The organism is Streptomyces sp. NPDC020917 (assembly GCF_044333795.1).
In the GTDB taxonomy this organism is placed as follows: domain Bacteria; phylum Actinomycetota; class Actinomycetes; order Streptomycetales; family Streptomycetaceae; genus Actinacidiphila.
Map to the genome: position 1 here is coordinate 349,909 of NZ_JBIRRR010000006.1, position 26,449 is coordinate 376,357.

Sequence of the window (26,449 nt, forward strand, 5' to 3'; positions counted from 1 at the left end):
CTCTCAAGGGGTGGTTGAGTCATCATAGGGGCAAGGAATTGTCATGCCTAGACCATGTAGGGGAGCCGGCACATGCCCCTGGACGGCCCCTGGCCGCGTGGCCGGCGGCGCCGCGACCCGTCCCTCGCCCTGACCTGCCGGCCCGGTGACGAGCCCCCCGTGTCAGCCCACGAGCAGGACCAGCTTCGCGCGGGCCTGGCCGGCCTCCCCCGTGCGGTGCGCCTCGGCGACGGCGGTCAGCGGGAAGGTCCTGACGTCCGGGAGCGCGAACTGCCCGGACGCGATCCGGTCGCCGACCTCGTGCAGGACGTAGAGCGCACGGCCGCGGTCGCCGCGGCTGAACCGGACCCCGTGCTCCTGCGCGCCGGCGAAGTCGGCGACCGTGATCACATGGTGCTGCCCTCCGGCGAGGTCGATCAGCTCGGGGAGGACGCCGCTTCCGGCGACGTCGAGGGCCAGGTCGACCCCCTCGGCGGCGAGCGCGCGCACGCGGGCACTCATGCCCTCGCCGTAGGCGACCGGCTCGGCGCCCAGGGCGCGAAGGCGCCCCTCACTTGCCGGACTGCCGGTGCCGATCACGCGTGCGCCACGCGCCACCGCGAGTTGGACCGCGGCGCTGCCGACGTTCCCGGAAGCGCCGTTGACGAGCAGGGTGATCCCCGCGGTGACACCGAGCTGGTCGAGCGCCCGCGCGGCCGTCTCCGTCACGGACGGCAGCGCGGCGGCCTCGGCGAAGCCGAGGGAGGGCGGGATCGGCGCGTAGGAGGACAGCACGGCCAGTTCCGCCTGCGCGGCGCCCTCGGCGCAGAAGCCGAACACCCGGTCGCCGGCGCCGACATCGGTGACGCCCTCGCCGACCTCGTCGACGACGCCGGCCGCTTCGTAGCCCAACGTCTGGGGCAGCTCGGGGTCCATCAGGCCCTGGCGCTTCTTCCAGTCGCTCGCGTTGACGCCGGCGGCGGCCACCGCGATCCGCACCTGCCCCGGACCGGCGTGCGGGTCGGGGAGGTCCACGATCTCCAGCACCTCGGGACCCCCGAACCGCCTGAACTGCGCCGCCTTCATCGCTTCCTCCGTCTTCGCCGACAGGACCGGCCGCTCCGGGCTCAGCATGCACCACGCCTGCCGGCCGCCGCGGCGCACGCGGACCCGTCGCGGCCGGTCCGCCCCCTCGCAGCTTTCGCGGAGAGGGGGCGGACCGGCGGGCGTCAGCGGGCGCCGGTCGGGGCAGCGGGCGTCAGTGGGGAAGGCGGAACGGGTTGCTGCCGAGCGCGGCCAGCAGGAACCACGCGGTCGCCCCGGTGTGCAGGCTGGCGTAGTAGAGGTCGCCGAAGCCGCTGTCCAGGCCGTCACTGGACGCCGCGGGGATCCCCCGGCCGTCGCCGACGGGCGTGGTGATCTGGGCCTGCTCGATGTTCCACAGCAGGTCCTTCGCCCGCGGCACGTCGCCCTTGGTACCGCGGGCGCGCAGCGCCAGCGCCGTGTGGGCGGTGCCCTCCAGCCACACCTTGCTGACGTCGGTGTCGCTGAAGCTGACCCCGGAGACGCCCGCGTCGTCCGCCGCCAGGTTCCGCACGACCCAGTCCACGCAACTGCTGTAGCGGTGGTCGAGCGTGGCCAGGTAGGACCAGGTCTGCACGTCCTCGGGGATCGGGGTGCGGTTGGTGGTGACGCCGTCGGGGTCGGTGCCGGTCCACAGGTGTCCGCCGGCCGGGTCGCGCATGGCGTCCACGAAGGCGTAGGCGACGCCCGCCCGGCTCCGCCACACCTGCTCGCCGGTCAGCTGGGCGAGCATGGTGAAGAAGGCACCGGTGTCGATGTTGTGCTCGGTGGCCTTGTAGGTGTTCGGCTGGTCGTCGGCGGTCCGCCCGCCGGTGTAGCCGTAGGGGGCCCGGGTGCCGTCGAAGGTGTGCTCGTGGATCCAGTCGGCCTCGCGCAGGGCCCCGTCGAGGAAGCGCTGCTGCCGGGTACGGGCGTAGAGGTGCGCGAAGGCCATGCCCACCCAGGCCTGGTTCCCGGTGTACGCGGCGGGCGAGCCGATGTCGAGGCGGCCGGTGAGGGTGGTGAAGGAGTCCGGCTGGTAGGAGGCGCGGGTGCGGCCGTCGCCGATGGGGTCGTGCGCCTGGGCGTAGAGCAGGGTGTCGCCGAGGACCGTGGCGCGGCGTATGTCGTCCGGCCGGCCCCGGGCCAGCCAGGCGATGATCATCAGCGCGTCGTCGTAGGCGAACGAGGAGACGAACGTCCAGGTCGGCGTCTCGAAGAAGCCGCCGGTGTAGCTGCGGGGGACACGCAGGGCGTCACCGCTGCCGTACTCGTCGAACTTGGCGTCGAGGAAGGCGAAGGCCTGGCTGACGGACCTGGCGGAGGCTCCCGCCGCCGGCGCCGGGGCGGCGGAGGCGGAGGTGGGTGCGAGGGCGCCGGCCAGCAGGGCGGTGAGGGTGCCGGAGGCGGCGGCGAGCACGCCGCGCCGGCTGGGGAGGAAGGAGTCTCGTGCCATGTCTCGTGCCATGTGATGTCCCTGGAGGGTCGGAGCGGAAGGGGTGGTGGCCCGCGGCGGCGCGGAGTTCGGGTCGGCTACTCCTTCGCCCGTCCGCGTTTGCGGGCCGGCGCCTTGTCGGGCACCCGGTGGGCGTCGACCGCGCGGGCGGTCAGCTTCAGTGCCTCCGCGGTGCGCCCGAACGTGCGCTGCGCGACGGCCACATAGATGAGGTCGAGGATGAGCAACTGGGAGTGGAGCGCGGAGAGCGCCGCCAGCCGGAACGTCGTCTCGTGCACCGAGGGCGTGAAGACGATGTCGGCGATCTCGGCGAGCGGCGAGCGGGCGTAGGAGGTGACGGCGACGGTCAGGGCACCGTGGTCCGCGGCCTCGGCGAGCATCTCGATCGCGTCCCGGGTGCGCCCCGAGTGCGACAACGCGATGGCCACGTCGCCGGGTTGGAGCAGCGCGGCGTTGGTGAGCGCCGTGTGCGTGTCGGCCCGGTAGCGCACCGGAACCCGGATGCGCTCCAGCCGGAACGCCATCTCGCTGCCCGCGGTGCCGCTGCTGCCCAGGCCGAAGATCTCGACCCGGCCCGCGGATGCGATGGCGGTGGCGAGGGCGTCGACGGCGGAGACGTCGATGCCCGCGGCGGTGTCCTGGATCGCCCGGGTGTCGGCGGCGGCCACCACTCCGAGCACCTCGGTCAGCGGGTCGTCCGGGGTGATGTCGCCGCCGATGTCGGTCTCCCAGCGGGCCTGTTCGGCCCGTCCGGTCTCGGTGGCGACGGCGACGCGCAGGTTCGCGTAGCCCCGGAATCCGAGCGTGCGGCTGAACCGCGTGACCGTCGCCGTCGACGTACCGGAACGCTCGGCCAGGTCCAGGATGCTCAGGTGGGCGGCGCCCTCCGGGTCGGCGAGGATGACCTCCGCGATCTTCGACAGGGCCTCCGGCATGTCCGGCCCCTCGATCGAGAGCCTGCTGAGCAGGCCACCGCTCTCACCCGTCACCGCGATCCTCATTTTCATCGATCTCCGTGAGGATGAAAATTACGATCGCCGCAGGGGCTCAGTCAACACCTTGTTCCTCCGCGTTCCCTCGCGGCCCGGGCCCGGAGGCCGCTCAGCGTCGCGAACGGGCCGCCTCGCACAGGACGTGCGCCACATCCGGGGGCAGGCCGAAGTGGCGCTCGATCCACACCGGGTCGTGTCCCTCGACGGCCAGGACCCACGCGCTGTAGAGGCTGCTCGGCGAGGGGGCGCCCGGATGCCCCAGCAGCGGTCCGACGGCCTCCGCGGGGAAGCCCTCGAAGGTCTCCGCGCTGAACCACTCCGCCCCGACCGCTTCCGGGGTCGAGGGACGGGCGAGCCGGACGGCGGGACGGTTGCGCCTGTGCCGGACGACGGCGACGCCCAGCAGGACCAGGGCCGCCGCGGCGGCCAGGGCGCCGGCGATCACGGGCCGGTTCCCGGCCGGAGCCGCGCTCAGAGCGATGAGTTCCAGCGCCGCCAGGGTGAAGACGCCCAGTGCTGCGGCACCTTCCCCGGTGTGCGGGTGCGGCAGCCTCCTCATGCTGCATCTCCCTTCCTCTCCAGCCTCGCGCGGTTCGCCGCGAGATGGGGGCCGGGGCACCTCCCGGACGCGGGTCAGCCGTTTCCGAGGGCGAGCTGCACAATCCGCACGACCACCAGCACCATGGCGACCAGCAGGTAGGACCGCAGTGCGGTGAGTCCCACCTTGCGGCCGGTGGAGATGCTCGGGGCGGGCAGGTCGGCCAGCGGCGGCATCCGCCAGGTGTCCCGGCCGCTGCGGTCCACCGGGCGGCCGGTGCGGGCCCAGCCCTTGCGCCGGCGCCGCGACTCCGCGTACCCGAGGGCGAGCAGCCCGGCGACGCCGCCGACGGCCATGATGTCGGCGAGGGCAGCCGAGGTGATGTCGGGGAAGAGGACGGAGGCGGTCAGGATGACGGACAGGGTGACGAGGACCGCCACCACCAGCGACGTGAAGGCGTTGGTCCAGCGGCCGTTGACCCATGGCCCGAGGACGGCGCGGTCGTTGCACAGCAGCAGCAGGAACACCGACGCGGACGGCAGCAGCACCCCGGCCAGGGTCTGCACGCCCTCGGTGAGCAGCCCCAGCGGGGAGCCGGGGATCAGCACGATCGCCGCGGCCGCCAGCACCAGGCCGGCGAAGACGGCGTAGAAGCCCTTCGCCCCCCGTACCCCGCGGTGCAGCGAGTGCTTCATGCCCAGCACGTCGCCCAGCGCGTAGGCGGTCGACAGCGACACCGCCGACGCACCGATGATCGAGGCGTCCAGCAGGGCGACGGCGAACAGCACCCCGGCGAGCTTGCCCCCGTGGGCCTCCAGTCCGTGGGCGACGCCCGCGGCGTCGGTGAAGCCCCCCACGCCGGTCCCGCCGAACGCGGCGGCGGTGAAGCCCATCATGGCGGCGGCGCCGACGATGACGACGCCGATCCCGATGATCAGGTCGGCCTTCTCGTAGCGCATGAACCGCGGGGTGATGCGCTTGTCGATGACGTAGGACTGCTGGAAGAACAGCTGCCAGGGCGCGACGGTGGTGCCGACGATCGCGATGATCAGCAGCATCACGTCCGCCGTCCTGGCGCCGTGCGGCATACCGGGAGCGGCGAGGTCGTGCGCCATCTGCGAGGTGGCGGGGTGCGCCAGGAAGTAGATCGGGATCAGCAGCAGCGACCCCAGGCACAGGAGGACCGCGGTGCGCTCGAACCGGCGGAACGACCCGGTGGACGCGGCGGCGATCACGATCCCCGCGGCGACCAGGACGCCCGCGGTCCTGGGCAGGCCGAGGTAGCCCACGGCCAGGGTGATGCCGATGAACTCGGTGACGATGGTGAGCGCGTTGAGGATGAGCAGGTCGATGACGCTGAACGCGCCCCAGAACTTCCCGAACCGCTCCAGGATGAGGCGGGCGTGCCCCACCCCGGTGACCGCGCCGAGCCGCAGCACCATCTCCTGGTTGACGTACAGCACCGGGACCAGCAGCAGCAGCGTCCACAGCAGGCGGGTGCCGTAGTCCTGCCCCGCCTGGGTATACGTGCCGAAGGCGCCCGCGTCGTTGTCGCCGACCATGACGATCAGGCCCGGCCCGACGATCGCCAGCAAGGTCTTCAGCTTGGCCGGCAGGCCCCGGCGCGGGGCGGTGTCACCGGCCTTGATGGTGCCCAGCGCACCGCGGATGTCGCCGACGTGCGCATCGTCCAGGACCGCCGGGCGCGGTACGGGAACGGTGTCCGTGTAGTTGCTCATGACGTGCCTCCAGGCCCCCGGGTACGGGGGAGGTCTGGGGCACGCGGCCGTCACCACCCCCGCGCAGCGCGACGAACTCGACACCCGGAGTGACGACCCGTGCCCATGGCTGAGCAGGGCCGGTCACGACCCGGGAGGGCCTGTACAGGGGGTGGCGGTTACCGCGTGCCGGAAGAATGCGAGGACAGGCGGAGGAGGGGCCGACTGTGGCCCGGACTACTGCATTCCATGTCTCTCGCCTCCTTCCGGCCGGGACGCCCGTCGCGGGCGCCGTCGCCGACTCGGCAAGGAGCGGACCGGCCCGCGAAGGACCGGCACACCCCAACTCGTCAGAGCTTTGGCACTCCACGGCGTAATCCCTTGCCAGGGAAGCCACTTGGCCTCACCCCTTAGGCCGGGGAGAGGTGTCCTGAACCTGGGCGTCTCTCGACGTCGTGGGGTCAGTGGCCTGTGTCCGTGAAGACGCCTCACCGAACGAGGTGCCTTGGTTTCCCAACGCTCGACACTATAGACCACTCCTTGCGTATCGACGCAAGTACGCCGCCGGGCGCGCGCCCGTTGGCCGAGTGGCGGGGCGCGCGCCGCGGGCGTGCAATGGGACGGGGAGACTCAGCACTGGAGGGATCGTGCCCGTTGTACCCCTCAGCACCATCGTTTCCGACGCCTTCGACAAGCGGTACGGCGTTCCGGCCATCAACATCGTCAACGACCTCACCCTGGAGTCGGTGCTGGCCGCGGCGGTGGAGAAGTCGTCGCCACTGATCGTGCAGACCTCCGTGAAGACGGTCAGGTCGATCGGCAGCGACGTGCTCTACGCGATGTGGACGGCGATGACGGCCGGGATCGAGGTACCCGTCACCCTGCACCTGGACCACTGCCCCGAGCGCGAGGTCATCTCGGAGTGCCTGGCCCGCGGCTGGAACTCCGTGCTGTTCGACGCCTCCCGGATGCCGGTGGAGGAGAACATGCGGCAGACGGTCGAGGTGGTCGCCGAGGCCCGCGGCTACGGGGCCCACGTCGAGGGCGAGATCGAGTCCATCACCGGCGTGGAGGACGGCGTCGGCTCCGACACCGCGGCCGAGCGGCAGAGCCTCGACACCGTGCTGGAGTTCCTGCGGACCACCCAGGTGGACGTCTTCGCCCCCGCGATCGGCAACGCCCACGGCGCCTACAAGCAGGCGCCGGTCCTGGACTTCCAGCGCGTGGCGGACATCGTGGCGGCCCACCCGCTGCCGATCGCGCTGCACGGCGGAAGCGGGATGTCCGACGAGCAGTTCCACGAGATGATCTCCCTGGGCTGCGCGAAGGTCAACATCTCGACCGCCCTCAAGGAGACGTACATGAAGTCCAACCTCGCGTTCCTGCAGTCCGCGGCCGAACGCGGCAAGTGGGACCCGCCCTCGCTGTTCCGGGCGGTGCGCGAGGACGTGGTCGAGATGGCCGGCTCGCTGATGACGCTGTTCGGCAGCGCGGGCCGGGCGGACTGATCCGATGCCCGCCCTGGTCCTGGACTGCGACGGCGTGCTCGCCGACACCGAGCGCTACGGTCATCTGCCCGCGTTCAACCGGACGTTCGAGGAGTTCGGCCTGCCCGTGCAGTGGTCCGACGCCGAGTACGCCGAGAAGGTCAAGGTCGGCGGCGGCAAGGAGCGGATGAAGGCGCTGCTGACCCCGGACTTCGTCCAGGAGGCCGGGCTGCCCTCCGACCCCGAGGCGCTCGCCGGCGAGGTGGCCCGCTGGCACCGCCGCAAGACCGAGATCTACACCGGCATCATCGGCAGCGGCGCCATCCCGCCCCGGCCGGGGGTGCGGCGGGTGATGACCGAGGCCCATGACGCGGGCTGGACGCTGGCGGTCGCCTCCACCTCGGCCGAGAAGTCGGTCCGCAGCGTGCTGGAACTGGCCGCGGGTCCCGAACTCGCGCCGAAGGTCCATGTGTTCGCCGGCGACGTCGTCGAGCACAAGAAGCCGGCGCCGGACATCTACCAGCTGTGCGTCGATCGGCTCGCCCTCGACCCCGCGGGGACCGCGGTGGTGGAGGACAGCCGCAACGGGATGCTGGCGGCACTCGGCGCAGACCTCGCGTGCGTCGTCACCGTCAGCGCCTACACCGCGCAGGAGGACTTCGCCGGCGCGTCGCTGGTGGTCAGCTCCCTCGGCGACCCGGCACCGCAGGAGACCGTGACGGAGGTCCTGAGCGACCCGCTCGGCCTCGACCCGCGCCCGTTCGTCCGCCTGGAGGACTTCCAGCGCATCCTCGCGGCCGGCGGCCCGGGCACCGGGCAGCACTGACGCCAGGCGGGTGAGGAGAGCCATGTCATCGCCATCGACAGCAGGAAGCGACCTGGAGTTCGTGGTCCGGACGATCGCCCGGACGGCCGTCGACAACGAGCGGCAGTTCAGCGATCTGGACGCCGTCGCGGGCGACGGCGACTTCGGGTACTCGCTCGCGCGGGGTTTCGAGATCGTCCTCGCCGACTGGGACACCTTCGACCGGAGTTCGCCCGCGGAGTTCCTCAAACGGGTCGCGATGGTCATCTCCAAGCGGGTGGGCGGGACTTCGGGGCCGCTGTGGGGGACGGCGTTCCTGCGGGCGGCGATGGCGGTCAAGGACCGGCCGGACCTGGCCGGGCTGAACGGCGAGGACGCGGTCGCCATGCTCAGGGCCGCGACCGAGGGCATCAAGGTCCGCGGCAGGTCCGACGTGGGCGACAAGACCCTGCTGGACGCGCTGGTGCCGATGACGGACGCGGTGGAGAAGGAACTCGGCGGCGCCGACGGGGGCGCGACCGGTGCCGGCGCCGCCCGCGTGGCCGCGACGACCGCGCGGGCGGCGGCGGACGCGACCACGCCCATGCAAGCCATGCGGGGCCGCCAGAGCTACACCGGGGAACGCAGCATCGGCTCGCCGGACCCCGGCGCGGTGGCCGTCGCGGTGATGGCCGAGCGCATCGCCGACACCTGGGACGCCCGCGACTGAGGGCGCCCGGCCGGGGCCGCCCCTTCCCCGTGGCCGGGCCGCCGCTCCTCCCCCGCATCCCCTCCCCTGCACCTTCGAACCACCTGGAGCCACCTGATGAAGAAGTTCGTCAACGACCCGAAGGATTTCGTCGCCGAGATGCTGGAAGGGCTGGCGCTGGCCAACCCCGACACCCTGCGCTACGTCCCCGAGTACAACCTGATCATGCGCGCGGACGCGCCGCAGGAGGGCAAGGTCTCGATCGTCCAGGGGTCGGGCTCGGGCCACGAGCCCGCCCACGTGATGAGCGTCGGCAAGGGCATGCTCGACGCGGCCTGCCCCGGCGACGTCTTCTCCGCGCCGCCCGCCGACTTCGTCTACGAGACGGTCAAGCGGGTCGCCTCCCCCAAGGGCGTCCTGCTGCTGGTGAACAACTACACCGGTGACCGGATGGCCTTCGAGATGGCCGAGGAGATGGCGCAGGTCGACGGGATCGAGGCGCGCACCCTGTTCATCGACGACGACGTGTCGGTGCAGGACTCCACCTACACCGTGGGCCGCCGCGGGGTGGCGGGCAACTTCTTCGTGATGAAGGCCGTCGGCGCGGCGGCCGAACGCGGCGCGGACCTCGACGAGGTGCACCGCATCGGCACGAAGGTCAACTCCGTGGCCCGCACCATGGGCATGGCCCTGACCCCGTGCACCCCGCCGGCCAAGGGCTCCCCGCTGTTCGAACTCCCCGAGGACGAAGTGGAGATGGGCGTCGGCATCCACGGCGAGCCCGGCCGGCGCCGGGAGAAGCTGGGCACGGCCAAGGAGATGGTGAAGGAGCTGGTCACCGCGGTCGTCGAGGACCTGCCGTTCGTCTCGGGCGACCGGGTCGCCCTCATGGTGAACGGACTGGGCGGCACGCCGGTCGGTGAGCTCTACCTCGTGTACGGGCTGGCCCACAAGCAGCTCGCGGACCTCGGCATCGAGATCCACCGTTCCTACGTCGGCGAGTACTGCACCTCGCTGGACATGGCCGGCGTCTCGATCACGCTGGTCCGCCTGGACGACGAGCTGGTCGACCTCTTCGGCGCGCCCGCCGAGATCCCCGTCCGCGTGTTCTGACGCCCGGCGCGGCCGTCGACGGCACCAGGGTGCACGCCCCGCGCGAGCCTCACTCCGGAGGGGTCGGCGGGGCGTCGGGGACTGCTGCGCGGAGGGTGGACAGCAGGTCGAGCAGGGTGGCGCGCTGGGCGGGTGAGAGGGTCGAGGTCGCCGTGGCGAGGGCGGTGCGGTCGATCTTCTCGGCGCGCGCGTGGAGGTCGCGGCCGACCGGGGTGAGGGTCAGCAGGTAGGCGCGGCGGTCGGTGGGGTGGCGGGCCCGCTCGACCAGGCCCTCCCGTTCCAGCGCGTCGACCAGCGAGGTGACCGTGCGCGGGGCGACGTCCAGCGCCTCGCCGAGGTCGCGCATGCGCAGCGGCTCGGTCGTCGTGGCCAGCGCCCGCAGCAGCCGCAGGCGGGACACGGACAGGCCGTGGCAGCGCAGTTGGGCGTCGACGTAGGTGCGCAGCCGCAGCGTCGTGAGGAAGAGGTCGTCGACCAGGACGTCGCTGCTGCGGGTCTCCACCACGGTGTTCCGCCTCACTCTCTCCACGAGCTCTCACCCGTTGTGTGCCGACTCATAGTGAGTAGACTCAGCATATCGGCCGTGCGCGCCGAGTCTTTCGCCCGATCCCCGACCACCGCAGACCGCCCCGGGCCGCCGGGGAAGGAGAACGATGCCCGGCCGCCGCCTGGACCAGCGCCTGGTCGTCCCCGTCATGTTCGTCGCCACGTTCTTCCTCGTGGTGATGGACGGTGCCATCACCACCGTCGCCCTGCCGTCCATTGCCCGCCAGTTCGGCGTGTCGGCGGCCGGCAGCGACAGCGTCGTCGTGGTGTACCCGGTGTGCGTGGGCATCACCATCCCGCTGTCCGGCTGGCTCGGCGACCGCTTCGGCGGGAAGCCGGTGCTGATCGGTGCGATGGGGCTGTTCACCGCGGCGTCCGCGCTCTGCGGGATCGCCGGCGGCCTCGACCAACTCGTCCTCTACCGGGGCCTGCAGGGCCTGGCCGGCGGGCTGCTCACACCGGTGGCCGCCGCGATGCTGTTCCGCACGTTCACGCCCGCCGAGCGGGTGCGTGCCTCGCGCGTGATGACCATCCCGCAGCAGGTCGCGCCCGCCGTCGCACCCATGATCGGCGGTGTGCTGGTCGACAGCCTCTCCTGGCGCTGGGTGTTCTACGTCAACCTGCCCTTCGGCGCGGCCGCCTGCCTCTTCGGCCTGCTGTTCCTCGACAACTCCCGCCATCCCAGGCCCGGGAGGCTCGACGTCCCCGGCCTCGTCCTGTCCGCGGCCGCGATGTCGCTGCTGATGTACGGGGTGTGCGAGGGCGCCCGGCAGGGCTGGTCGTCGCCGGTGATCGTGGGGAGCCTGGCCGCCGCGGCCGTCCTGGTGGCGGCCACCATCGTGGTCGAACTGCGCACGCGCGCACCGGCGTTGCGGCTGCGGCTGTTCAAGGACGCGCTGTTCAGGGACACCAAGGTGATCGGCCTGATCGGCGTGGTGCCGTTCATGGGCGCGATGTACGCGGCGCCGCTGTTCATCCAGGAGGCGCAGGGGGGGTCCGCCCTGCACTCCGGCACCAGCACCTTCACCGAGGCCATCGGCGTGCTGCTGACCGTCCAGGTCGTGTCGCGGTTCTACGACCGGGTGGGCCCGCGGCTGATCATCGCCGGCGGGCTGCTGTGCGTGACCGTCGTGCTGGGGGTGATGACGAGCGTGGACGCCGGGACGGGGGCGTGGGCCGTGCGGCTCTACATGTTCCTGCTCGGACTCGGGATGGGGGCGGTCTTCATGCCGGTCACGGTGGCCTCGTTCAGCACGATCCCCAAGGAGGACATGGGCCAGGCGTCCACCCTCAGCAGCGTCATCAGCCAGCTCGCGATGGCCCTGGCGCCGGCGCTGGTGGCGACCTTGCTGATCGCCGGCACCCCGCACGGCCTGCGCACCGCGCCCCCGTCCGCCTACCGCACCGTCTACCTGGTCCTCGCCGTGATGTGCGCGGCGGCCACGCTCTTCACCCTGAAGCTGCACGACGCCCCCGCCCGCAACACCCCTCCCCCACCCCGCAGTCCGCGCATCCCTCGCCGCCGGCGCGCGGCAGCGGCCGCCGAGGCGAGGACGCCGCAGAGCTGAGCGGCGCCCCCGCCCCGTACCAGCGGCGAGCGGGTCAGTGGAGGGCCGGGAGGGTGATCAGTCCCGGCTCGTGGGTGATCGGCACCGTCTCGCCGGCGACCGTGGCAGTGCGGGCCCAGGGGGCGGCGAGCCGCAGGGGGCCTCCGCCGGGCCGGGCGGCGGGGCCGGTGACGTCGACGGTCCCGGCGATCGGGTCCAGGCGGACGGCCAGCAGCGCGTTCACGGGGGCGTCCGCGGCGGCCACTACGCGGCCTCCCTGCTGGAGGGAGCTTCCGCCGGTGAGCAGGATGCGCTGGACGTCGCCGAGGTGGTCGACGTACGCCAGCGACCCGTCGAAGGAGTACGGCCCGAACCTGCGGGTCCGCCCGTCGTCCGGGGCGCGGAGGCAGAAGCCGTTCAGCGCACCCTCGGGGGTGGCCGCGGTCAGCCGCAGCAGGCGGCCGCCGCCGGCCACGTCCTCGGCGCGCAGTTCCGCCGTGGTGCCGGAGTCCGGCGGCACCGGCAGCAGCAGGGTGTCGAGCGTGACCGGGCCCGCGGCGGTCAGCGCGTACGAGACGTACTTCGCGGGGCTGACCTGGTAGGTGACGGGCGAGTAGTAGCCGTCGGCGAGGGTCGCGGTCACCGCCTTGGGGGCGGCCGGAACGATGGCCAGCTGGGTGCCGGAGGCGAAGTTCGTGCGGGCGACGGCGCCGTCGAGGGCGGGTGCGGCGTCGGGCAGCAGGTGCCAGTTCTGCTGGTAGGCGTGCGGCCCGGAGTCCGCCGGTGTGAGCGTGTCGGTGACCAGCCATCCGAGGCCGTGCAGGAACAGCACGGAGCGTGCGTGGCGGACGCCGGGCGTGGCGTCGGTGTGGCCGTCGGCGAGGTCGGCCCACGGGACGGACACGTTGCTGACGGCTCCGCCGGCCGTGGGGTCCTGCGCCTTCCCGTCGATGGTGACCGTGTTGTTGGCCTGCGTGGTCGCCCGGAGCCAGTCGGCCGTGGGGTCGACGGCGTAGACGTAGGCGCCCATGGCGGGCAGCAGCGGGCGGTCGTGGGCGTAGACCTGGACGGCGAGTTCATCGGCGTGGCCGTGGTTGCCGCGGTCGGCGGCGAGCCGCAGATACCAGTCCTGGTCGGTCCATCCGGTGCGCTGGACGGCGACGCGGGTGTCGGGGTAGGTCACCGAGGTGTGGCCGGGGTCGGTGCCGGACGTGCCGCCGGTGGCGACGTACCGGAGCCGGTCGTCGTCGAAGAGCGCGGCCAACTGGGCGAGCGCGGGCCGCTGGTTGCCGTAGCTGGAGTCGCCGTAGGCCGGGTCGTAGCCGTTGGGGTAGGTCTCGTCGGCCAGGAACCAGGCGAGCTTGCGGACGGGGTCGGCCGAGCCGACCGGGTAGCCGTTGGCGACGAGGACGTCCGCGGTGCCCACGAACGTCGTCGCGACGCCCATGGCGTAGCTGGAGGACGCCTCGGTGTAGCCGCCGTCGGGGTAGAGCGCGTCGGCGACCTGCTGGACCAGGTAGGACTGCGCGTCGGCGCGCCACCGGGACGCCTGGGCGAACTCCGGGAAGTACGCGCCCAGGTAGAGCAGGACGCTCTTGATGGTGATCATCCAGTTGGGCGTCGGGGAGGTCGTGGTGGAGAAGTACGGCCCGGCGGCGTACATGGCCTTCAGCAGGCTGGTGTTGGCGTCCGCGGTCAGGGACGGGCTGGTGCGCAGGATCTCGTAGGCGTAGCACCAGTTCTGGTAGCGCCAGGCGGCGTCGAGGTTGCGGGGATAACTGGCCGCGCCGTTCGGCGAGCCGTAGGCGGCGGTGTTGGTGTCGTCGATGAAGTCGGTGATCAGGCCGATCAGTCCGGCGGCCGTGTGCTCGTCCTGGGAAGCGCGGTAGGCGTCGGCGAGCGGCCCGGCGAAGTAGAAGCGCGGCAGCTGGTAGAAGAACTCGCTGTCGACGTCGGCGCCGGCGATCTTCTTCCAGTCGAAGCCGTGCGGGTCGGCCTGCCAGGAGAAGGTGTTCTGCACGGTGTTGTTCCAGCAGCGGGTGGTCTCGTCGAAGGTCACCTGCACCTGGTGGAGCATGACGTCCTGGGAGGCCGCGTCGGTGCGCCCGGTCAGTTCGAGGGTGGCGGACCGCGGCGCGGTCACCCCGGTCAGGTCGAACCACAGGTACGCCTTGCGGGTGGTGGGGGCGAACGGCCCGGTGCCCTCGTCGTGGACGAACAGGCTCGGCGCGGAGCCGAAGGCGGTCGCCGCGTCGGCGCCGGCGGCGATGAAGGAGCTCTGGCTCGCGCCGAGCCTGGTCACGCTGCCGTCGGCGTGGGTGAGGGCGAGGACCGGCGCGCCGGTCGTGGCGTGCCGGCTGCCGAACTCCGCGGTGGCGGACTCCTTGTTGCGCGCCATGAGCATGAATCCCACACCCGCCGCGCTCACCGCGGCCTTCACGATGCCGGTGACGTCGGTGGCCGACGTGGTCCAGGCGGGCTCCACGGTGAGGGTGGTCTGGTAGATCTCGCCCTTGCCCAGCGTCCAGATGTGGTCGAGGAGCAGCGGGACCAGGGACGGCGAGTAGACGCCGTTGTAGGCCCAGGCCGGGGGCGTGCGGTCGGGGCGGGTGCGCATGTATGCCAGCAGCGCGGCACGGGCGGCCGGGTAGTCGGCGGAGCGTGCCGCGTCGGCGACGGCGGACAGGCCCGGCTGGTTCGGGTAGTCGAACACCGGCGGGGTGGCCCAGGCGCCGGAGGCGGCGTCCCAAGCGCCGAAGAAGGCGGCGTCGGGCACTTCCGTGGTGGCCGTCGCGGCGTGGGCGGCCGGGGCGGAGAGTCCGGCCAGCACGGGGGTCGCGCAGGCACCGGCCAGGGCGCCCTGCAGGAGCGTACGGCGGGTCAGCGGCATGGAGGTCTCCCGGGGACGAGCGGTGCGGGGTGCGGGTGCGGTGCGGTGCGGACGGCGGTACCGGGGCGCGTACCGGTGCCGGCAACTTGATGTCGGACGACTATTCGATATCAAGTGAAGCTTGTCAAGGGGTACTTACGCGTACGGGGATCCGGTCGGGGGAGAAGTGATATCGTTTCCGCGGGACGGACGAGGGAGACGCGAACGGGCATGAGCGCGGAGGACAGGCACGCGGCGATCCTGGCGTCGGTCCAGGCCAGAGGGTCCGTCACCATCCGGGAACTCGCCGCGGAGTTGCGGGTCGCGGCGGTCACGATCCGCGCGGACGTACGGGAGCTGGCGCGCGGCGGGCAGCTGAACCGGGTGCACGGCGGCGTCACATGGCCCGCCGGGCGACCGCGGCGCGGCCCCGCCGGGACGGCGGCGGAGCGGCGGGACCCTTCGTCCCTTCGCGGGATGGCGCCCGGCCACGTCCCGAAGGCCCCCGGCCAGGCCTACAGCCTCGGCATGGTGGTCCCGCACCCTGCCTACTACTACCCGGAGGTCATCGCCGGTGCCCGAGCGGCGGCCGAGTCGCTCGGGGTGAGGCTCTCGCTGGGGGTGTCCCGCAATCTCCCCGCCGAGGAGCGGGTCCTCGTCGCGCAGATGGTGCAGTCGGGCGTCGACGGGCTGCTGGTGACGACGGCCGAGGACCCGCGCACCTCCCCCGGCACCGAGGCGTGGCTCAACACCCTCCCCGTTCCCGTGGTGCTGGCCGAGCGGCGGACGGGACCGGACACGGGCGCGGTGGAGTCCGTCGCCACCGACCACGAGCAGGGCGCCTTCCTCGCCGTCAGGCACCTGAGGGAGCGCGGCCGCCGGCACATCGCCCTGCTGCAGTTCGACACCATGACCGCGCCCATGCTCAAGATCGGCCACCGGCAGGCGCTGACCGCCCTGGGCCTGGAGCCGTGCTCCCCCGACGTGCCGTCCGCCCTCGTCGAGAACGATCCGGCGGATCTGGACGACAAGTGCGGGCGACTCGTCCGCGCCGTGCGCGACGGGCAGGTCGACGCGGTGCTGATCCACAACGACTCGATCGCCCTGCCGCTGGTCAGCCGGTTGCAGGCGGCCGGCGTCCAGGTGCCGGGCGACCTGGACGTCATCTCCTACGACGACGAGATCGCCGCCCTGGCCGACCCTCCCCTCACCGCGGTGGCCCCGCCGCGGCACGCGGTGGGCGCCGAGGCGGTGCACCTCCTCGTCCGCAGGCTCCAGGACCCGGACCGCCCGACCCACACGCTGATGCTGCGCCCGCAGCTCAACGTCCGTACCTGACCGACCAGTCGGCGAGGGAGCACGATGAAGGACGAGCACGAGTTCTTTCCCACGGACGTCATGGCATGGCGCCCGGGGCAGCAGGCCGGCACGCAGGAGAAGGTCCTCTCCCGCGATCAGGACGACCCCGACATCCTGACCCGCCTCGTCCGCTGGGAGCCAGGCTTCCACACCTCCGCCGAGGTGATCCGCCACGAGTGGGCCGAGGAGGTCCATCTCCTGGAGGGCAACCTCCACGACCTCACCCTCGACCGGACGTTCGGCACCGGCTGGTTCGCCTCCCGTCCCCCGCTCATGCCCCACGGCCCCTACCGCACCACCCCGGGCTGCGTGATGCTGGAGATCCGCTACCGCGCCTGAGAGGCCGGGAGTGCAGGCCGCCCAGCAGCCGGCGACCGCCGCAGGACGGCAGCGCGAGGTCGTCCGAGCGTTCCCGGCCGCGGCCCGGGAGGGCCGAGTCGAGCAGTTGCTGCGGGTCCTCCACCCGGCGGCCGCATCACCGGGATCACCGCCCTGATCGACCCGGCCGGACTCGCACGCATGCCCCTCCCGGCCCCCGTATGACCTCCACCCGGCGAGGGACTGACCGCAGAGCGCCGGACAGTGAAGTGGTCGTCCATCGACCGCTCTTGTCGAGTTCCGCTTGAGCGTGGCTGGGGCCGGCGCACGCGGGGTTGCGCGGTGGGTTGGTGAGGCTGATCGCAGGTCCGTGCGGCGGGAGTTCGGGGGCGGCTGTCGGTCACCGGGCGGGCGGTCCTCTCCGCAGGGTGCGGGCGGTTGACGCGCGTTGAACTGCTCGGGCAGTCTGATCCGGTTCCGGTTCCCGATCACAGGAGTATCCATGATCAGATGCGTTCCGCGCCCCTTACTCACACTTGTCATGCTCGTGGCATTTTTGTTCGCCGGGGCCACGGTGACCGCGGGCAGCGCACACGCCGACAGCTGCTACAGCTGGGGGCGCACCCTCTCGCAGGGCGCCAGCGGTGAGGACGTCCGCCAGCTCCAGATCCGCGTCGCCGGATATCCCGGTTACGGGTCCGTGCTCACGATCGACGGGCAGTTCGGCCCCGCCACCAAACAGGCCGTCGTCCGCTTCCAGCAGGCGTACGGCCTTTCCGCCGACGGAATCGCCGGACCGCAGACGTTCGGCAAGATCTACGCCCTTCAGGACGCCGACTGCACCCCGATCCACTTCGCCTACAGCGAGTTGAACAGGTGCAATTCCACATGGGCCGGCGGGGCGGTCAGCGCTGCCGTGGCACGCTCCAACGCGCTGCGCCTCATGTGGCAGTTGGAGGCGCTGCGCCACGCGCTCGGCGACCGTCCGATCAACATCAGCAGCGGCTTCCGCTCGTACTCGTGCAACAGCGCGGTCGGCGGCGCGTCGAGCAGCAACCATCTGTACGGCCGAGCGGCGGACCTCACCGGCACGCCCAGCTACTGTGCCCTCGACCTCGAGGCCCGCTACCACGGCTTCAGCGAGATCCTCGGCCCGGGCTACCCGGGCCACAGCACCCACGCCCACCTCGGTGACCAGGGTTCACGTTTCTGGTCCGCCTCTCAGTGCGGCATCTGACCGGCAGCAGCCGTCAGGTGCGGGTCGCTCCTCCTCCAGGTGAGGACCGACCCGCACTTCCGACTCGATCGCCACGATCGCCTTGATGAACCCGAGGTTCATTCGGCGAGGAGGAGTGCGGCGACCGCCTCCGGTGCCTCGTGCATGGCGTCGTGCCCGGTGGGCAGCTCGTGGACCTGCCATGCGGAATCGGCCAGGAGCCGGGTGCGGAGTGCGGCGAACGGCGTGCGGTCCTCCCAGCCCGAGCAGTAGACGAACTCCCGCCGGGGGACCCGGGCGTGCGCGCCCGTGAGCCGGATCGCCTGCAGGAACGAGCCGAGGGGATGGGGACGTCGACGGGGATCCCCGGTGCCCGGCGGCCGGACGGAGAAGCCGGTGTCCGCGGCGCCGGCCGCGACCACGCCCCGGAAGTAGTCGTTCGCCGACGACCACCACGACTCGCCGTCGCACGGCACGAAGGCGTCGAGATGCACCAGCCGTGAGATCCGGCCGCCGGCGCGGTCCGCGGCGGCGGCGATCACCATCCCGGCATAGCTGTGCCCGACCAGCGTCGCGCCGGTGATGCGGTGCCGGTCGAGGTGCCGCAGGACGTCGTCGGCGTGGGTGTCGAGGTTGGCGGACGCGACCGTGGCCGCGTCCTCGTCCGGCCGAAGACCGGTCAGAGTCAGGGCGTGAACGGTGTGACCGGCACGCTCCAGCAGCGGAACCACCGCCTCGTACGACCAGGAACCCTTCCAGCCGCCGGGCACGAGGACGAACGTCGCCATGCGCTTCTCCTTCTCTCGTACGTGCTCTTTCGCGCCGCGGGAGCGGGGCACGCCGCCCTGACGGCCGGGGTGCGATCATGTGCTCCGCCGCATGTGGCGACCACCCCGCACGCAGGAAGCCTCGCCGGATCGATGGGTGGCGTGCCACCGCTACGATGCCAACCGATGCCCGTTCGCCGCCAACCTCGCCGGACCGCCGGTGTGACGTCACATGTGTGGCCGTCCGGCGGTCGCCACCTGTGGCCGTCCGGCGGGACGAGTGCGGTGCAGTCGCACGCACGCGGGCACCTGGTGTACGCCGCCGGCGGTGTGCTGGCCGTTCACACCGAGCAGGGAACGTCGATCGTTCCCGCCAACCGGGTCGCCTGGACCCCCGCGGGGTTCACGCACCACCACCGGGCGCACGGCGACACCGACATGCGGATCGTCTTCCTCGCACCGTCCCTGGCCCGGCTCGTCCCGGACCGTCCCGCTGTGTTCCTGGCCTCGGGCCTCGCCCGCGAGGTCCTGCTCGCCCTGACCGGCCCGCGCAACGACGAGGACGCCGGGCCCGGTTACGGCCCCGCCGCGCGCTCCCGGCTCCTGCGCGTCCTCGTCGACGAACTCCGCGAGGCACCCGAGCAGCCGCTGCACCTGCCCGAGCCCCGGGACGACCGGCTGCGCGCCGTCGCCCGGATCCTGCACGAGACGCCCGCGGAGAACGCCACGCTCGCCGCACTCGGGAGGACGATCGGGGCCAGCACCCGCACCCTCAGCCGGCTCTTCCACGACGAACTCGGCATGACCTTCTACGAGTGGCGCACCCAGCTACGCGTGCACCACGCGCTCGTGCTCCTCGCCGAGGGCCACGACACCCTCCGGATCGCCTCGGCCTGCGGATGGGCCAACCCCAGCAGCTTCATCGCGGCGTTCACCGCTGTCATCGGAACGACCCCGGGCCGTTACCGCACGGGTCACCGGAGCCATGCCGGCGTGTCCCCGTCTCCGTCGGTGGCCGGGCCTTCGGACTGACGCGTCCCTCCGTCCGCCCAGTCGTACGGGGTGCGCTCGATGAGGTCGGGGTCGGTGACCCAGCCCGCGTTGAGGACGAGCCGGGAGGTGCGGTGCAGGGCGAGGAACCCGAAGGGACGGTCGAAGCGGACGTCGATCTCGCGGACCCGGAAGGGGTGGTCCGGAATGCCGGCGGCCATCGCGGAGAAGGCGGTGACGGCCGCGGAGCGGAAGCCGCGCGCGCCGAACGTCGCCGTCATCGCCTGCGCGGCGGACTGGACGGCGAGCGGCTCGGCGCTGATGCCGGGGAAGTGGCCCTGCGATTTGTCGGTCGCCGTGCGCAGGCCGAACAGGTCGGGGTGGGCGAGCAGGTCGTGGTGGGCGGTGACGGTGAACGGCACCGTGGACACATGGAGCCTGGGTTCGCCGTCCGTGCTGGGGACGCGGGTCACGGACAGACCGGGGCCCGGGGCGCCGTAGGACAGGTGTGTGCCGGGGACCACGGTCCGGCGGTTGTGGAGAGTGGCCACGGCGGCGCCCAGCACCTGTCCCGCGGTGGCCTCGGGCGTTCCGAGGTACAGGTGGACGTCGACACCCCGGGTGCCGATGACCTGGAGTTCGGTGAGGGGGCCGGCTGCCGTGTCCGCGACGCCGACCCGGTGGAGGAGACGGGTGCTCCGGTACAAAGCGGCCAGCTCCCTGCCACGCCAGGGCCCTGCCCCGGCTTCCGTCGCGCCCTCGCTGAAGGGCCGGATCCAGTCGGTGCGGAGGGTCAGCGCACCGGCCAGCACCAGCAGCGTCTCGTCGTCCGCCTTGACCGGCATCGCGTCGATCTGCCCGTCCGTGCTTCTGGCCGCCCAGGCGTCCAGGAGCGACTGGTCCTCGGCAGGGTCGCCGGTGAGCTGCCCGTGGACGTCGGCGGGCAGCCGGTGCAGCCAGGCGGGTTCGAGGGGCAGGGTGGCGCGGGTCCACAGGCCCAGGGCCGTGCGCAGGCCGGGCGTCGCCCCGAGGGTGGCCAGCAGGTCGCGTGCCGCCGTCGCGGCGCCGTCCGCCGGGATGCCGAGCGCGTCCGAGAGTTCCCGCCGGGCGGGACCCGCGGCACCGTCGGCGAGGAGGCCGAGCAGCGGCCACACCCCGGCTGCGGCGAGCACCGTGCCGTCGCCGGGCAGGGTCGCGGCCCATCGCGCGGTCAGTGCGTTGACCGCTTGGACCGTGCCGTAACTGGCCATGCCCGCCCTTTCGTTGCCCCTGCGGTAGTTCCCGCTCCCGGATTGTCGACCGTTCGGGGGCGACGGGTCCAGCCGGTAGAGGTGACGGGCGCCGCACGCCGGCTGTGGCGGGGGGGGTTGAGGACGGAAGGCCGTCGTCAGCGCCGGCGCGCCTGGTGCGCGGCCGCCGCGAGCCGATGGCCCTTCAGGCGGGCTTCTCGGGGCGGGGCGGCGGGAGGGGGCCGGTGAGGTAGTGCTGGATGGCAGGGGCGACGCAGCGGGTCAGGTGGTCGATGTCCGCCTCGGCGAGGGGTTCCAGCGCGAGGATGTGGCGGCCCATCGCCAGGCCCACGAGGTGGGTGGCGGCCAGCGTGATGCGCAGACCCGGCTGGTCCCGGCCGGAGGCGGCGGCCAGCGGGCCGAGGATGGTGCTGGTCAGCACCTGCTTGAGGATGTCCGCGGCCTCCGGGTCGGACATCCCGGTACGGACCATGGCGGCCAGGGGGCGGGCGGTGGCCGGCTCCTGCCACATCGTCAGGTACAGGTGGACGATGCGCTGCCCGATGTCGTCCATGTCGCCCGCGACCAGCTCGGGCAGTTGCGCGGTCACCTGCTCCGGCAGCTGCACGGTGGCGGCGAACAGGTCCCGCTTGGTGCCGAAGAAGTGGTGCACCAGGGCCGGGTTGACGTCGGCGGCCGCGGCGACCGCACGGATCGTCGTGGCGCCGTAGGTGCGGGTGGCGAACAGCTCCCTCGCCGCCTCAAGGATGCGGGCGCGCGTCGCGGTGTCCCCGGATCGGCTTCCCACGGGCCGCCCTCGGCCGCGCCGGGTGGTGCGCGCGGGTGCCGGGTCAGTTGCTGTCACGTGGTCAGCCTACCGTTAATAAACACCTGTTGCATTTCCGCTCCCCCACCCCCTACGGTGAGGGCCAGTCCGGCCCACGGTGCCTCGCGGCACAACCTGGCGTGGGCCGGCCTCCTTCCGGGCCGCAGGCTCGAGGCTGACTCGGGCCGTACGAACAGTGGGTGACGCCATGTGGGCGATGATCCTCAAGGAATTCTTAGAGCTGCGGCGGGACAGGCGCACGATGGCGATGATCATCGCGCTGCCCCTCCTGCTCCTGGTGATCTTCGGCTACGCCGCGAACTTCCATGTCGACGACCTGAAGACGCGTGTGGTGGGCCCGCAGGCCGCGCAGGTGGCCCAGCACCTCAAGCCGCCGTTCGACGTCACGTCGGTGCGGCCCGGTGAGGGACGCGCGGACGCGGAACGGGCGCTGCGCTCGGAGAAGGCCGCGGTCGTGGTCGTCACCTCGGCCGGCGGCGGGGCGCCCACCGCGCTGATCGACGGCTCGCAGCTGTTCTCCGCGCAGTCGGCGTCGGCCGCGGTGGCGGCGAGCAACGGCGCGGTGAAGCCGCAGGTCCTGTTCAACCCGCGGCTGAAGACCTCGTGGGTGATGGTGCCCGGCCTGGTCGGCATGATCATGGCCTTCATCGGCACGATCGTGACCGCGATCGGCCTGGTCCGCGAGCGGCAGACCGGCACCCTGGAACAGCTGGCGGTGATGCCCTTCCGGCCCTCGGACGTGATCGCCGGCAAGATCGCGCCCTACTTCGTGCTGGCCGCGGTGGACATGGTGCTGGTCACCGTGATCGGCTGCCTGCTGTTCGGCGTGCCGTTCACCGGCAACGTGGCGGTCTTCGCGCTGGGAGCCGCGCTCTTCCTCTTCGTCGTGCTGGGCCTGGGCGTCCTCATCTCGACGCTCTCGCAGAACCAGGGCCAGGCCATGCAGATGGCGCTGATGACGGTGATGCCGCAGATCCTGCTGTCCGGCATGATCTTCCCGCTGACCGCCATGGCGGCGGGCGTGCGGTGGATCGGCTACATCCTGCCGCTCACGTACTTCAACATGATCTCCAACGGGGTCATGCTGCGGAACGCGCCGGTCTCCTCGCTCGCCCTGCCGCTCGGGGTGCTGGCGTTCATGGCGGTGCTGGTGTTCTCCGCCGCGGTGCTGCGCTTCCGCCGCGACCTGGCGCCCAGCGCCCCCAAGCCGCTCAGGACGAAGGCCCCGGCGCTGGCGGGAGAGGCGCGATGAGCCGGACCGTTCCGGCACCCGGCGAGCGCGGCGGGCCCTCCGCCGCGCCGCGGGGCGCCGCGGAGCCGGGTACCGCGGAGCCGGGTTCTCCGGACGGCTGGGGGATCTTCGGCGCCACCGTCGTGCTGGACCGCACCACCGCGCTGGACGACGTCACCCTCGCCACCCCGCGCGGCGAGGTGACCGCGGTGGTCGGCGGCGACGGCGCCGGCAAGACGACGCTGCTGCGCACCCTGGTCGGCAGGGTGCGGGTGAGCGGCGGCCGGGTCAGCGCCCCGCCGCCCACGCGCTGCGGCTTCATGCCCACCGGCGCCTCCGGCGTCTGGCTGGACATGTCGGTCGACGAGAACCTCGGCTTCGTCGCCGCGGCGCACCGGATCGGCGGCCGGGACCTCGCCGACCGGAAGGCCGAACTCACCAGGGCCGCCGGCCTGACCGAGGCCGTGGACCGCCTCGCGCAGGACCTGTCCGGTGGCATGCGGCAGAAGCTCGCCTTCTGCCTGGCGATCCTGCACCGCCCCGAACTGCTGGTGCTGGACGAGCCCAGCACCGGTGTCGACCCGGTCAGCCGGGTGGACCTGTGGCGGCTGATCTCCCGGGCCGCGGCCGAGGGCACGGCCGTCGTCATGGCCACCACCTACCTCGACGAGGCCGAACGCGCCAGCACCTGCCTGGTGCTGGACCACGGCACCACGCTCGCGGCGGGTGTTCCGGCCGCGATCCTGGCGGGCACCCCGGGCACGCTGACCACCGGTCGCGCTCCGGCGGGCCCGGCCGAGCTGTCCTGGCGCCGCGGCTACGAGACGCGGTCCTGGCACCCCGGACCGCCTCGCGACGGGGAGGACCCCGTCCCGGCAGACATGGAGGACAGCGTGATCGCCTACACCCTGGCCGCGCAGCACGCCGGAGACGCCTCATGAGCGCCGTGCCGGCCGGGCAGCCGCTGGCCTCGACCGCCTCCGCGGGCAAGCGCTACGGCTCCTTCGCCGCCGTGGACGACGTGAGCATGAGCGTGCGCGCGGGCGAGATCGTCGGCCTGCTCGGCGCGAACGGGGCGGGCAAGACCACGTTGATCCGCCTGGTGCTGGGCCTGACCGTCCCCACCAGCGGGTCCGTCGCCCTGTTCGGGCAGGCCCCGGACCGCGCCACCCGCAGCCGGCTGGGCTACGTTCCGCAGGGCCTGGGCCTGTGGGAGTCGCTGAGCGTCGCGCAGAACCTGCGGTTCGCCAACGCCGCCTTCGGCGCGGCGGACGAGGACCTGCCGCCCGCCCTGCGGGCCGTCCGCGACCGGCCGGTCGGTGCGATCGGCCTGGGGCTCCAGCGCCAGCTGGCCTTCACCATCGCGCTCGCGCACAGGCCCGAACTGCTGGTGCTGGACGAGCCGACCTCCGGTGTGGACCCGCTGTCGCGGGCCCGGTTGTGGGACGCCGTGCACGCCGAGGCCGACCGCGGGGTCGGCGTGCTGGTCACCACGCACTACATGCAGGAGGCCCAGCAGTGCGACCGGCTGGTGCTGATGTCGCACGGCAGGGCGGTGGCGGAGGGCACCGAGAAGGACATCATCGGCGCCACCACCGCGTGCGAGGTCGACACCGAGCAGTGGTCCACCGCCTTCGACGCGCTCGACCGGGCCTCGCTGCCGGTCACGCTCGCCGGGCGGCGGGTCCGGCTGGCCGACACTCCCCCGGACACCGTCCGCGCCACGCTGAGCGCGGCGGGCGTCACGGCCGAGGTCCACGAGGTCCCCGCCACCCTGGAGGAGACCATGACCGTCATCGACCGGGCCGCCGCGCACGCCTGACCGCCGGTCAGGACGTCCAGGCGCTGCGGCGCCAGGCGCCCGTACCCGGGGCCGGGACGCCGGTCATCTCGAAGGGCCGGGCGGGCGGGGGGGCGGCGGCCCCCCGGCCGCCGGCGCGGCCCGCGGCCGGGCGTTCGGCGGCCGCGGTCAGCCGGGCCCAGACGACCAGCAGGGCGGCCAGCTCCTCGGCGGCCGGCGCGCCGCGCACCACCCGCACGTCCGGGCCGCGAAGCGGCTCTCCGTCCGCTTCGCCGCCCGCTCGGCGCCTTCGCTCGGGTGTCGTCGTCGCCCGCGCTCCGGCGGTCTCGCGTGCGGCGCTCACAGCGGGATGTTCCCGTGCTTGCGGGGCAGCCGGGTGATCCGCTTGTCGGCCAGGGCGCGCAGCGCCATCGCCACCTCGCGGCGGGTCTCCCGCGGCATGATCACCGCGTCCACGTAGCCCCGTTCGGCGGCCCGGTAGGGGTTGCACAGCGCCTCCTCGTACTCCGCGCGCAGCCGCTCCTTCGTCGCCTCCGGGTCGTCCGCCTGCTCGACCGCCCTGCGGTGCAGCACGGTGACCGCGCTCTGGCCGCCCATCACGGCGATCTCGGCGGTGGGCCAGGCGAGGTTGACGTCGATGCCCAGGTGCTTGGAGCCCATCACGCCGTAACCGCCGCCGTACGCCTTGCGGGTGACCACGGTGACGGTGGGGACGGTGGCCTCGGCGTAGGCGTAGATCAGCTTCGCGCCGCGCCGGATGATGCCGCCGCGCTCCTGGTCCAGGCCGGGCAGGAATCCGGGGACGTCCACGAAGGACAGCACGGGGACGTGGAAGGCGTCGCAGGTGCGGATGAAGCGCGCCGCCTTCTCGCTGGCGTCGATGTCGAGCGCGCCGGCCATCATCTGCGGCTGGTTGGCGACCACGCCGACGCTGCGGCCCTCGACCCGGCCGAAGCCGCAGATCATGTTGCGGGCGAACAGCGGCTGCACTTCGAGCAGTTCGCCGTCGTCGAGGACGGCCCGCAGCACCTGGTGCATGTCGTACGGGCGGTTGGGCTCGTCGGGGACGAGGGTGTCCAGGGCGAGGTCGGCGGGGCTGAACTCGTCGAGGTCCACCACGGGGGCGTACTCGTCCACCGGCGCCTCGGCCATGTTGTTGCTCGGCAGGTGGCCGAGCAGCAGGCGGACGTACTCGAAGGCGTCCTTCTCGTCGCGCGCCAGGTAGTGGGCGTTGCCCGAGACGGTGCTGTGCACGCTCGCCCCGCCCAGTTCCTCGCGGTCGATGCGCTGGCCGGTGACGGCGTGCAGCACCTCGGGACCGGTGACGAACATGTGCGAGATGCCGTCGACCATCACCACGAAGTCGGTGATGGCCGGGGCGTAGACGGCGCCGCCGGCGCACGGCCCGGTCATCAGCGAGATCTGCGGGATCACGCCGGAACCCTGCACCTGGCGCTTGACCAGCTCGGCGTAGTAGGCGAGCGCCACCACGCCCTCCTGGATGCGGGCGCCGCCGGAGTCGTTGATGCCGATGACGGGGCAGCCGGTGCGCAGCGCCAGGTCCATGACCTTGATGATCTTCTCGCCGTAGACCTCGCCGAGCGCGCCGCCGAAGACGGTGAAGTCCTGCGCGAACAGGCACACCCGGCGCCCGTCGACGGTGGCGTGGCCGGTGACGACGCCGTCGCCGAGGGGCCGGTTCCGCTCCATGCCGAAGTCGTGGCTGCGGTGCCGGGCCATCGCGTCCAGCTCGACGAAGCTGCCCGGGTCCACGAGCGCCTCGATGCGCTCGCGGGCGGTCAGCTTGCCCTTCTCGTGCTGCTTGCGCACGCTCGGCGCGTCCTGCGCCGCCGCGCGCAACTGCTCGCGGCGGCGCTCCAGTTCGGCCAGG

The 26,449-nt window shown here is 72.7% G+C and carries 24 protein-coding genes and 1 riboswitch; of the genes, 12 read left to right on the forward strand and 12 right to left on the reverse strand.

Features of this window, described 5'->3' with window-relative positions; all coding sequences use genetic code 11:
- Positions 1 to 162: 162 nt before the first annotated feature.
- From ACH4TG_RS16195 to ACH4TG_RS16215, 5 genes are all read right to left on the reverse strand, one after another.
- Positions 163 to 1,065, reverse strand: coding sequence for an NADP-dependent oxidoreductase (locus ACH4TG_RS16195; protein ID WP_398243052.1), 903 nt, complete (start codon positions 1,063 to 1,065; stop codon positions 163 to 165).
- Between the two features lie 172 nt (positions 1,066 to 1,237).
- Positions 1,238 to 2,497, reverse strand: a complete 1,260-nt coding sequence (locus ACH4TG_RS16200; RefSeq protein WP_398242920.1) for a Tat pathway signal sequence domain protein — start codon at positions 2,495 to 2,497, stop codon at positions 1,238 to 1,240.
- A gap of 77 nt (positions 2,498 to 2,574) precedes the next feature.
- A complete protein-coding gene (locus ACH4TG_RS16205) occupies positions 2,575 to 3,498 on the reverse strand; it encodes a MurR/RpiR family transcriptional regulator (protein ID WP_398242921.1) in 924 nt (307 codons plus the stop codon).
- Positions 3,499 to 3,598: 100 nt separating this feature from the next.
- Positions 3,599 to 4,048: a hypothetical protein gene (locus ACH4TG_RS16210; RefSeq protein ID WP_398242922.1), complete on the reverse strand. Its 450-nt coding sequence runs from the start codon at positions 4,046 to 4,048 to the stop codon at positions 3,599 to 3,601.
- Between the two features lie 74 nt (positions 4,049 to 4,122).
- On the reverse strand, positions 4,123 to 5,766 hold the full coding sequence (locus tag ACH4TG_RS16215) for an NRAMP family divalent metal transporter (RefSeq protein ID WP_398242923.1): 1,644 nt from the start codon (positions 5,764 to 5,766) through the stop codon (positions 4,123 to 4,125).
- 313 nt (positions 5,767 to 6,079) lie between these two features.
- Positions 6,080 to 6,252, reverse strand: a riboswitch (M-box (ykoK) riboswitch).
- A 140-nt stretch (positions 6,253 to 6,392) separates the two neighbouring features.
- Between ACH4TG_RS16215 and ACH4TG_RS16220 the strand changes: the two genes are divergently transcribed.
- From ACH4TG_RS16220 to dhaK, 4 genes are all read left to right on the forward strand, one after another.
- Positions 6,393 to 7,253, forward strand: a complete 861-nt coding sequence (locus tag ACH4TG_RS16220) for a ketose-bisphosphate aldolase (protein WP_398242924.1) — start codon at positions 6,393 to 6,395, stop codon at positions 7,251 to 7,253.
- 4 nt (positions 7,254 to 7,257) lie between these two features.
- Entirely contained in the window at positions 7,258 to 8,058 is an 801-nt protein-coding gene (locus tag ACH4TG_RS16225) for an HAD-IA family hydrolase (protein ID WP_398242925.1), read from the forward strand.
- A gap of 22 nt (positions 8,059 to 8,080) precedes the next feature.
- The gene (dhaL, locus tag ACH4TG_RS16230; RefSeq protein ID WP_398242926.1) at positions 8,081 to 8,746 is read left to right on the forward strand and encodes a dihydroxyacetone kinase subunit DhaL; all 666 of its coding nucleotides are present in this window, start codon (positions 8,081 to 8,083) and stop codon (positions 8,744 to 8,746) included.
- A 96-nt stretch (positions 8,747 to 8,842) separates the two neighbouring features.
- Positions 8,843 to 9,838, forward strand: a complete 996-nt coding sequence (gene dhaK / locus ACH4TG_RS16235; RefSeq protein ID WP_398242927.1) for a dihydroxyacetone kinase subunit DhaK — start codon at positions 8,843 to 8,845, stop codon at positions 9,836 to 9,838.
- A 49-nt stretch (positions 9,839 to 9,887) separates the two neighbouring features.
- On the opposite strand, the gene ACH4TG_RS16240 is transcribed toward dhaK, so the two are convergent.
- Positions 9,888 to 10,367 carry a MarR family winged helix-turn-helix transcriptional regulator gene (locus ACH4TG_RS16240; protein WP_398242928.1) on the reverse strand — a complete coding sequence of 160 codons (480 nt, stop codon included), beginning with the start codon at positions 10,365 to 10,367 and terminating at the stop codon, positions 9,888 to 9,890.
- Between the two features lie 124 nt (positions 10,368 to 10,491).
- Here ACH4TG_RS16240 and ACH4TG_RS16245 point away from each other — a divergent pair, with 124 nt between their 5' ends.
- Positions 10,492 to 11,952 (forward strand): DHA2 family efflux MFS transporter permease subunit, encoded by a 1,461-nt coding sequence (locus ACH4TG_RS16245; RefSeq protein ID WP_398242929.1) that lies wholly within the window; start codon positions 10,492 to 10,494, stop codon positions 11,950 to 11,952.
- A 34-nt stretch (positions 11,953 to 11,986) separates the two neighbouring features.
- Here ACH4TG_RS16245 and ACH4TG_RS16250 read toward each other — a convergent pair whose 3' ends face one another.
- Entirely contained in the window at positions 11,987 to 14,821 is a 2,835-nt protein-coding gene (locus ACH4TG_RS16250; protein WP_398242930.1) for a heparinase II/III family protein, read from the reverse strand.
- 210 nt (positions 14,822 to 15,031) lie between these two features.
- On the opposite strand from ACH4TG_RS16250, the gene ACH4TG_RS16255 reads away from it, so the two are divergent.
- The 3 genes from ACH4TG_RS16255 (at position 15,032) to ACH4TG_RS16265 (ending at position 17,714) form a co-directional block, all read left to right on the forward strand.
- Positions 15,032 to 16,138, forward strand: a complete 1,107-nt coding sequence (locus tag ACH4TG_RS16255) for a substrate-binding domain-containing protein (protein WP_398242932.1) — start codon at positions 15,032 to 15,034, stop codon at positions 16,136 to 16,138.
- Positions 16,139 to 16,162: 24 nt separating this feature from the next.
- Positions 16,163 to 16,498 (forward strand): cupin domain-containing protein, encoded by a 336-nt coding sequence (locus ACH4TG_RS16260; RefSeq protein WP_398242933.1) that lies wholly within the window; start codon positions 16,163 to 16,165, stop codon positions 16,496 to 16,498.
- Positions 16,499 to 16,979: 481 nt separating this feature from the next.
- Positions 16,980 to 17,714 (forward strand): D-Ala-D-Ala carboxypeptidase family metallohydrolase, encoded by a 735-nt coding sequence (locus tag ACH4TG_RS16265; protein ID WP_398242934.1) that lies wholly within the window; start codon positions 16,980 to 16,982, stop codon positions 17,712 to 17,714.
- Between the two features lie 98 nt (positions 17,715 to 17,812).
- Here ACH4TG_RS16265 and ACH4TG_RS16270 read toward each other — a convergent pair whose 3' ends face one another.
- Positions 17,813 to 18,481, reverse strand: coding sequence for an alpha/beta fold hydrolase (locus tag ACH4TG_RS16270; RefSeq protein ID WP_398242935.1), 669 nt, complete (start codon positions 18,479 to 18,481; stop codon positions 17,813 to 17,815).
- 264 nt (positions 18,482 to 18,745) lie between these two features.
- Here ACH4TG_RS16270 and ACH4TG_RS16275 point away from each other — a divergent pair, with 264 nt between their 5' ends.
- Positions 18,746 to 19,492: a helix-turn-helix domain-containing protein gene (locus ACH4TG_RS16275; RefSeq protein ID WP_398242936.1), complete on the forward strand. Its 747-nt coding sequence runs from the start codon at positions 18,746 to 18,748 to the stop codon at positions 19,490 to 19,492.
- On the opposite strand, the gene ACH4TG_RS16280 is transcribed toward ACH4TG_RS16275, so the two are convergent.
- Positions 19,435 to 20,700 (reverse strand): serpin family protein, encoded by a 1,266-nt coding sequence (locus tag ACH4TG_RS16280; protein WP_398242937.1) that lies wholly within the window; start codon positions 20,698 to 20,700, stop codon positions 19,435 to 19,437. The genes ACH4TG_RS16275 and ACH4TG_RS16280 overlap by 58 nt on opposite strands.
- Before the next feature lie 184 nt (positions 20,701 to 20,884).
- Positions 20,885 to 21,487: a TetR family transcriptional regulator gene (locus ACH4TG_RS16285; RefSeq protein WP_398242938.1), complete on the reverse strand. Its 603-nt coding sequence runs from the start codon at positions 21,485 to 21,487 to the stop codon at positions 20,885 to 20,887.
- A 235-nt stretch (positions 21,488 to 21,722) separates the two neighbouring features.
- Between ACH4TG_RS16285 and ACH4TG_RS16290 the strand changes: the two genes are divergently transcribed.
- Genes ACH4TG_RS16290 through ACH4TG_RS16300 form a run of 3 tightly spaced genes read left to right on the forward strand, consistent with a single transcriptional unit; the run spans position 21,723 to position 24,579 of the window.
- The gene (locus ACH4TG_RS16290; protein WP_398242940.1) at positions 21,723 to 22,778 is read left to right on the forward strand and encodes an ABC transporter permease; all 1,056 of its coding nucleotides are present in this window, start codon (positions 21,723 to 21,725) and stop codon (positions 22,776 to 22,778) included.
- Positions 22,775 to 23,698 carry an ABC transporter ATP-binding protein gene (locus tag ACH4TG_RS16295; protein ID WP_398242941.1) on the forward strand — a complete coding sequence of 308 codons (924 nt, stop codon included), beginning with the start codon at positions 22,775 to 22,777 and terminating at the stop codon, positions 23,696 to 23,698. Before ACH4TG_RS16290 ends, ACH4TG_RS16295 begins: the two co-directional genes overlap by 4 nt.
- Positions 23,695 to 24,579 (forward strand): ABC transporter ATP-binding protein, encoded by an 885-nt coding sequence (locus tag ACH4TG_RS16300; protein ID WP_398242942.1) that lies wholly within the window; start codon positions 23,695 to 23,697, stop codon positions 24,577 to 24,579. Before ACH4TG_RS16295 ends, ACH4TG_RS16300 begins: the two co-directional genes overlap by 4 nt.
- A gap of 7 nt (positions 24,580 to 24,586) precedes the next feature.
- Here the strand turns inward: ACH4TG_RS16300 and ACH4TG_RS16305 are convergent, their stop codons facing one another.
- Together ACH4TG_RS16305 and ACH4TG_RS16310 are read right to left on the reverse strand one after the other, a co-directional pair.
- Positions 24,587 to 24,901: an acyl-CoA carboxylase subunit epsilon gene (locus ACH4TG_RS16305; protein ID WP_398242943.1), complete on the reverse strand. Its 315-nt coding sequence runs from the start codon at positions 24,899 to 24,901 to the stop codon at positions 24,587 to 24,589.
- Positions 24,898 to 26,448: an acyl-CoA carboxylase subunit beta gene (locus ACH4TG_RS16310; RefSeq protein WP_398243053.1), complete on the reverse strand. Its 1,551-nt coding sequence runs from the start codon at positions 26,446 to 26,448 to the stop codon at positions 24,898 to 24,900. The genes ACH4TG_RS16305 and ACH4TG_RS16310 overlap by 4 nt, the downstream gene beginning before the upstream one ends.
- Between the last annotated feature and the right edge of the window lies 1 nt (position 26,449).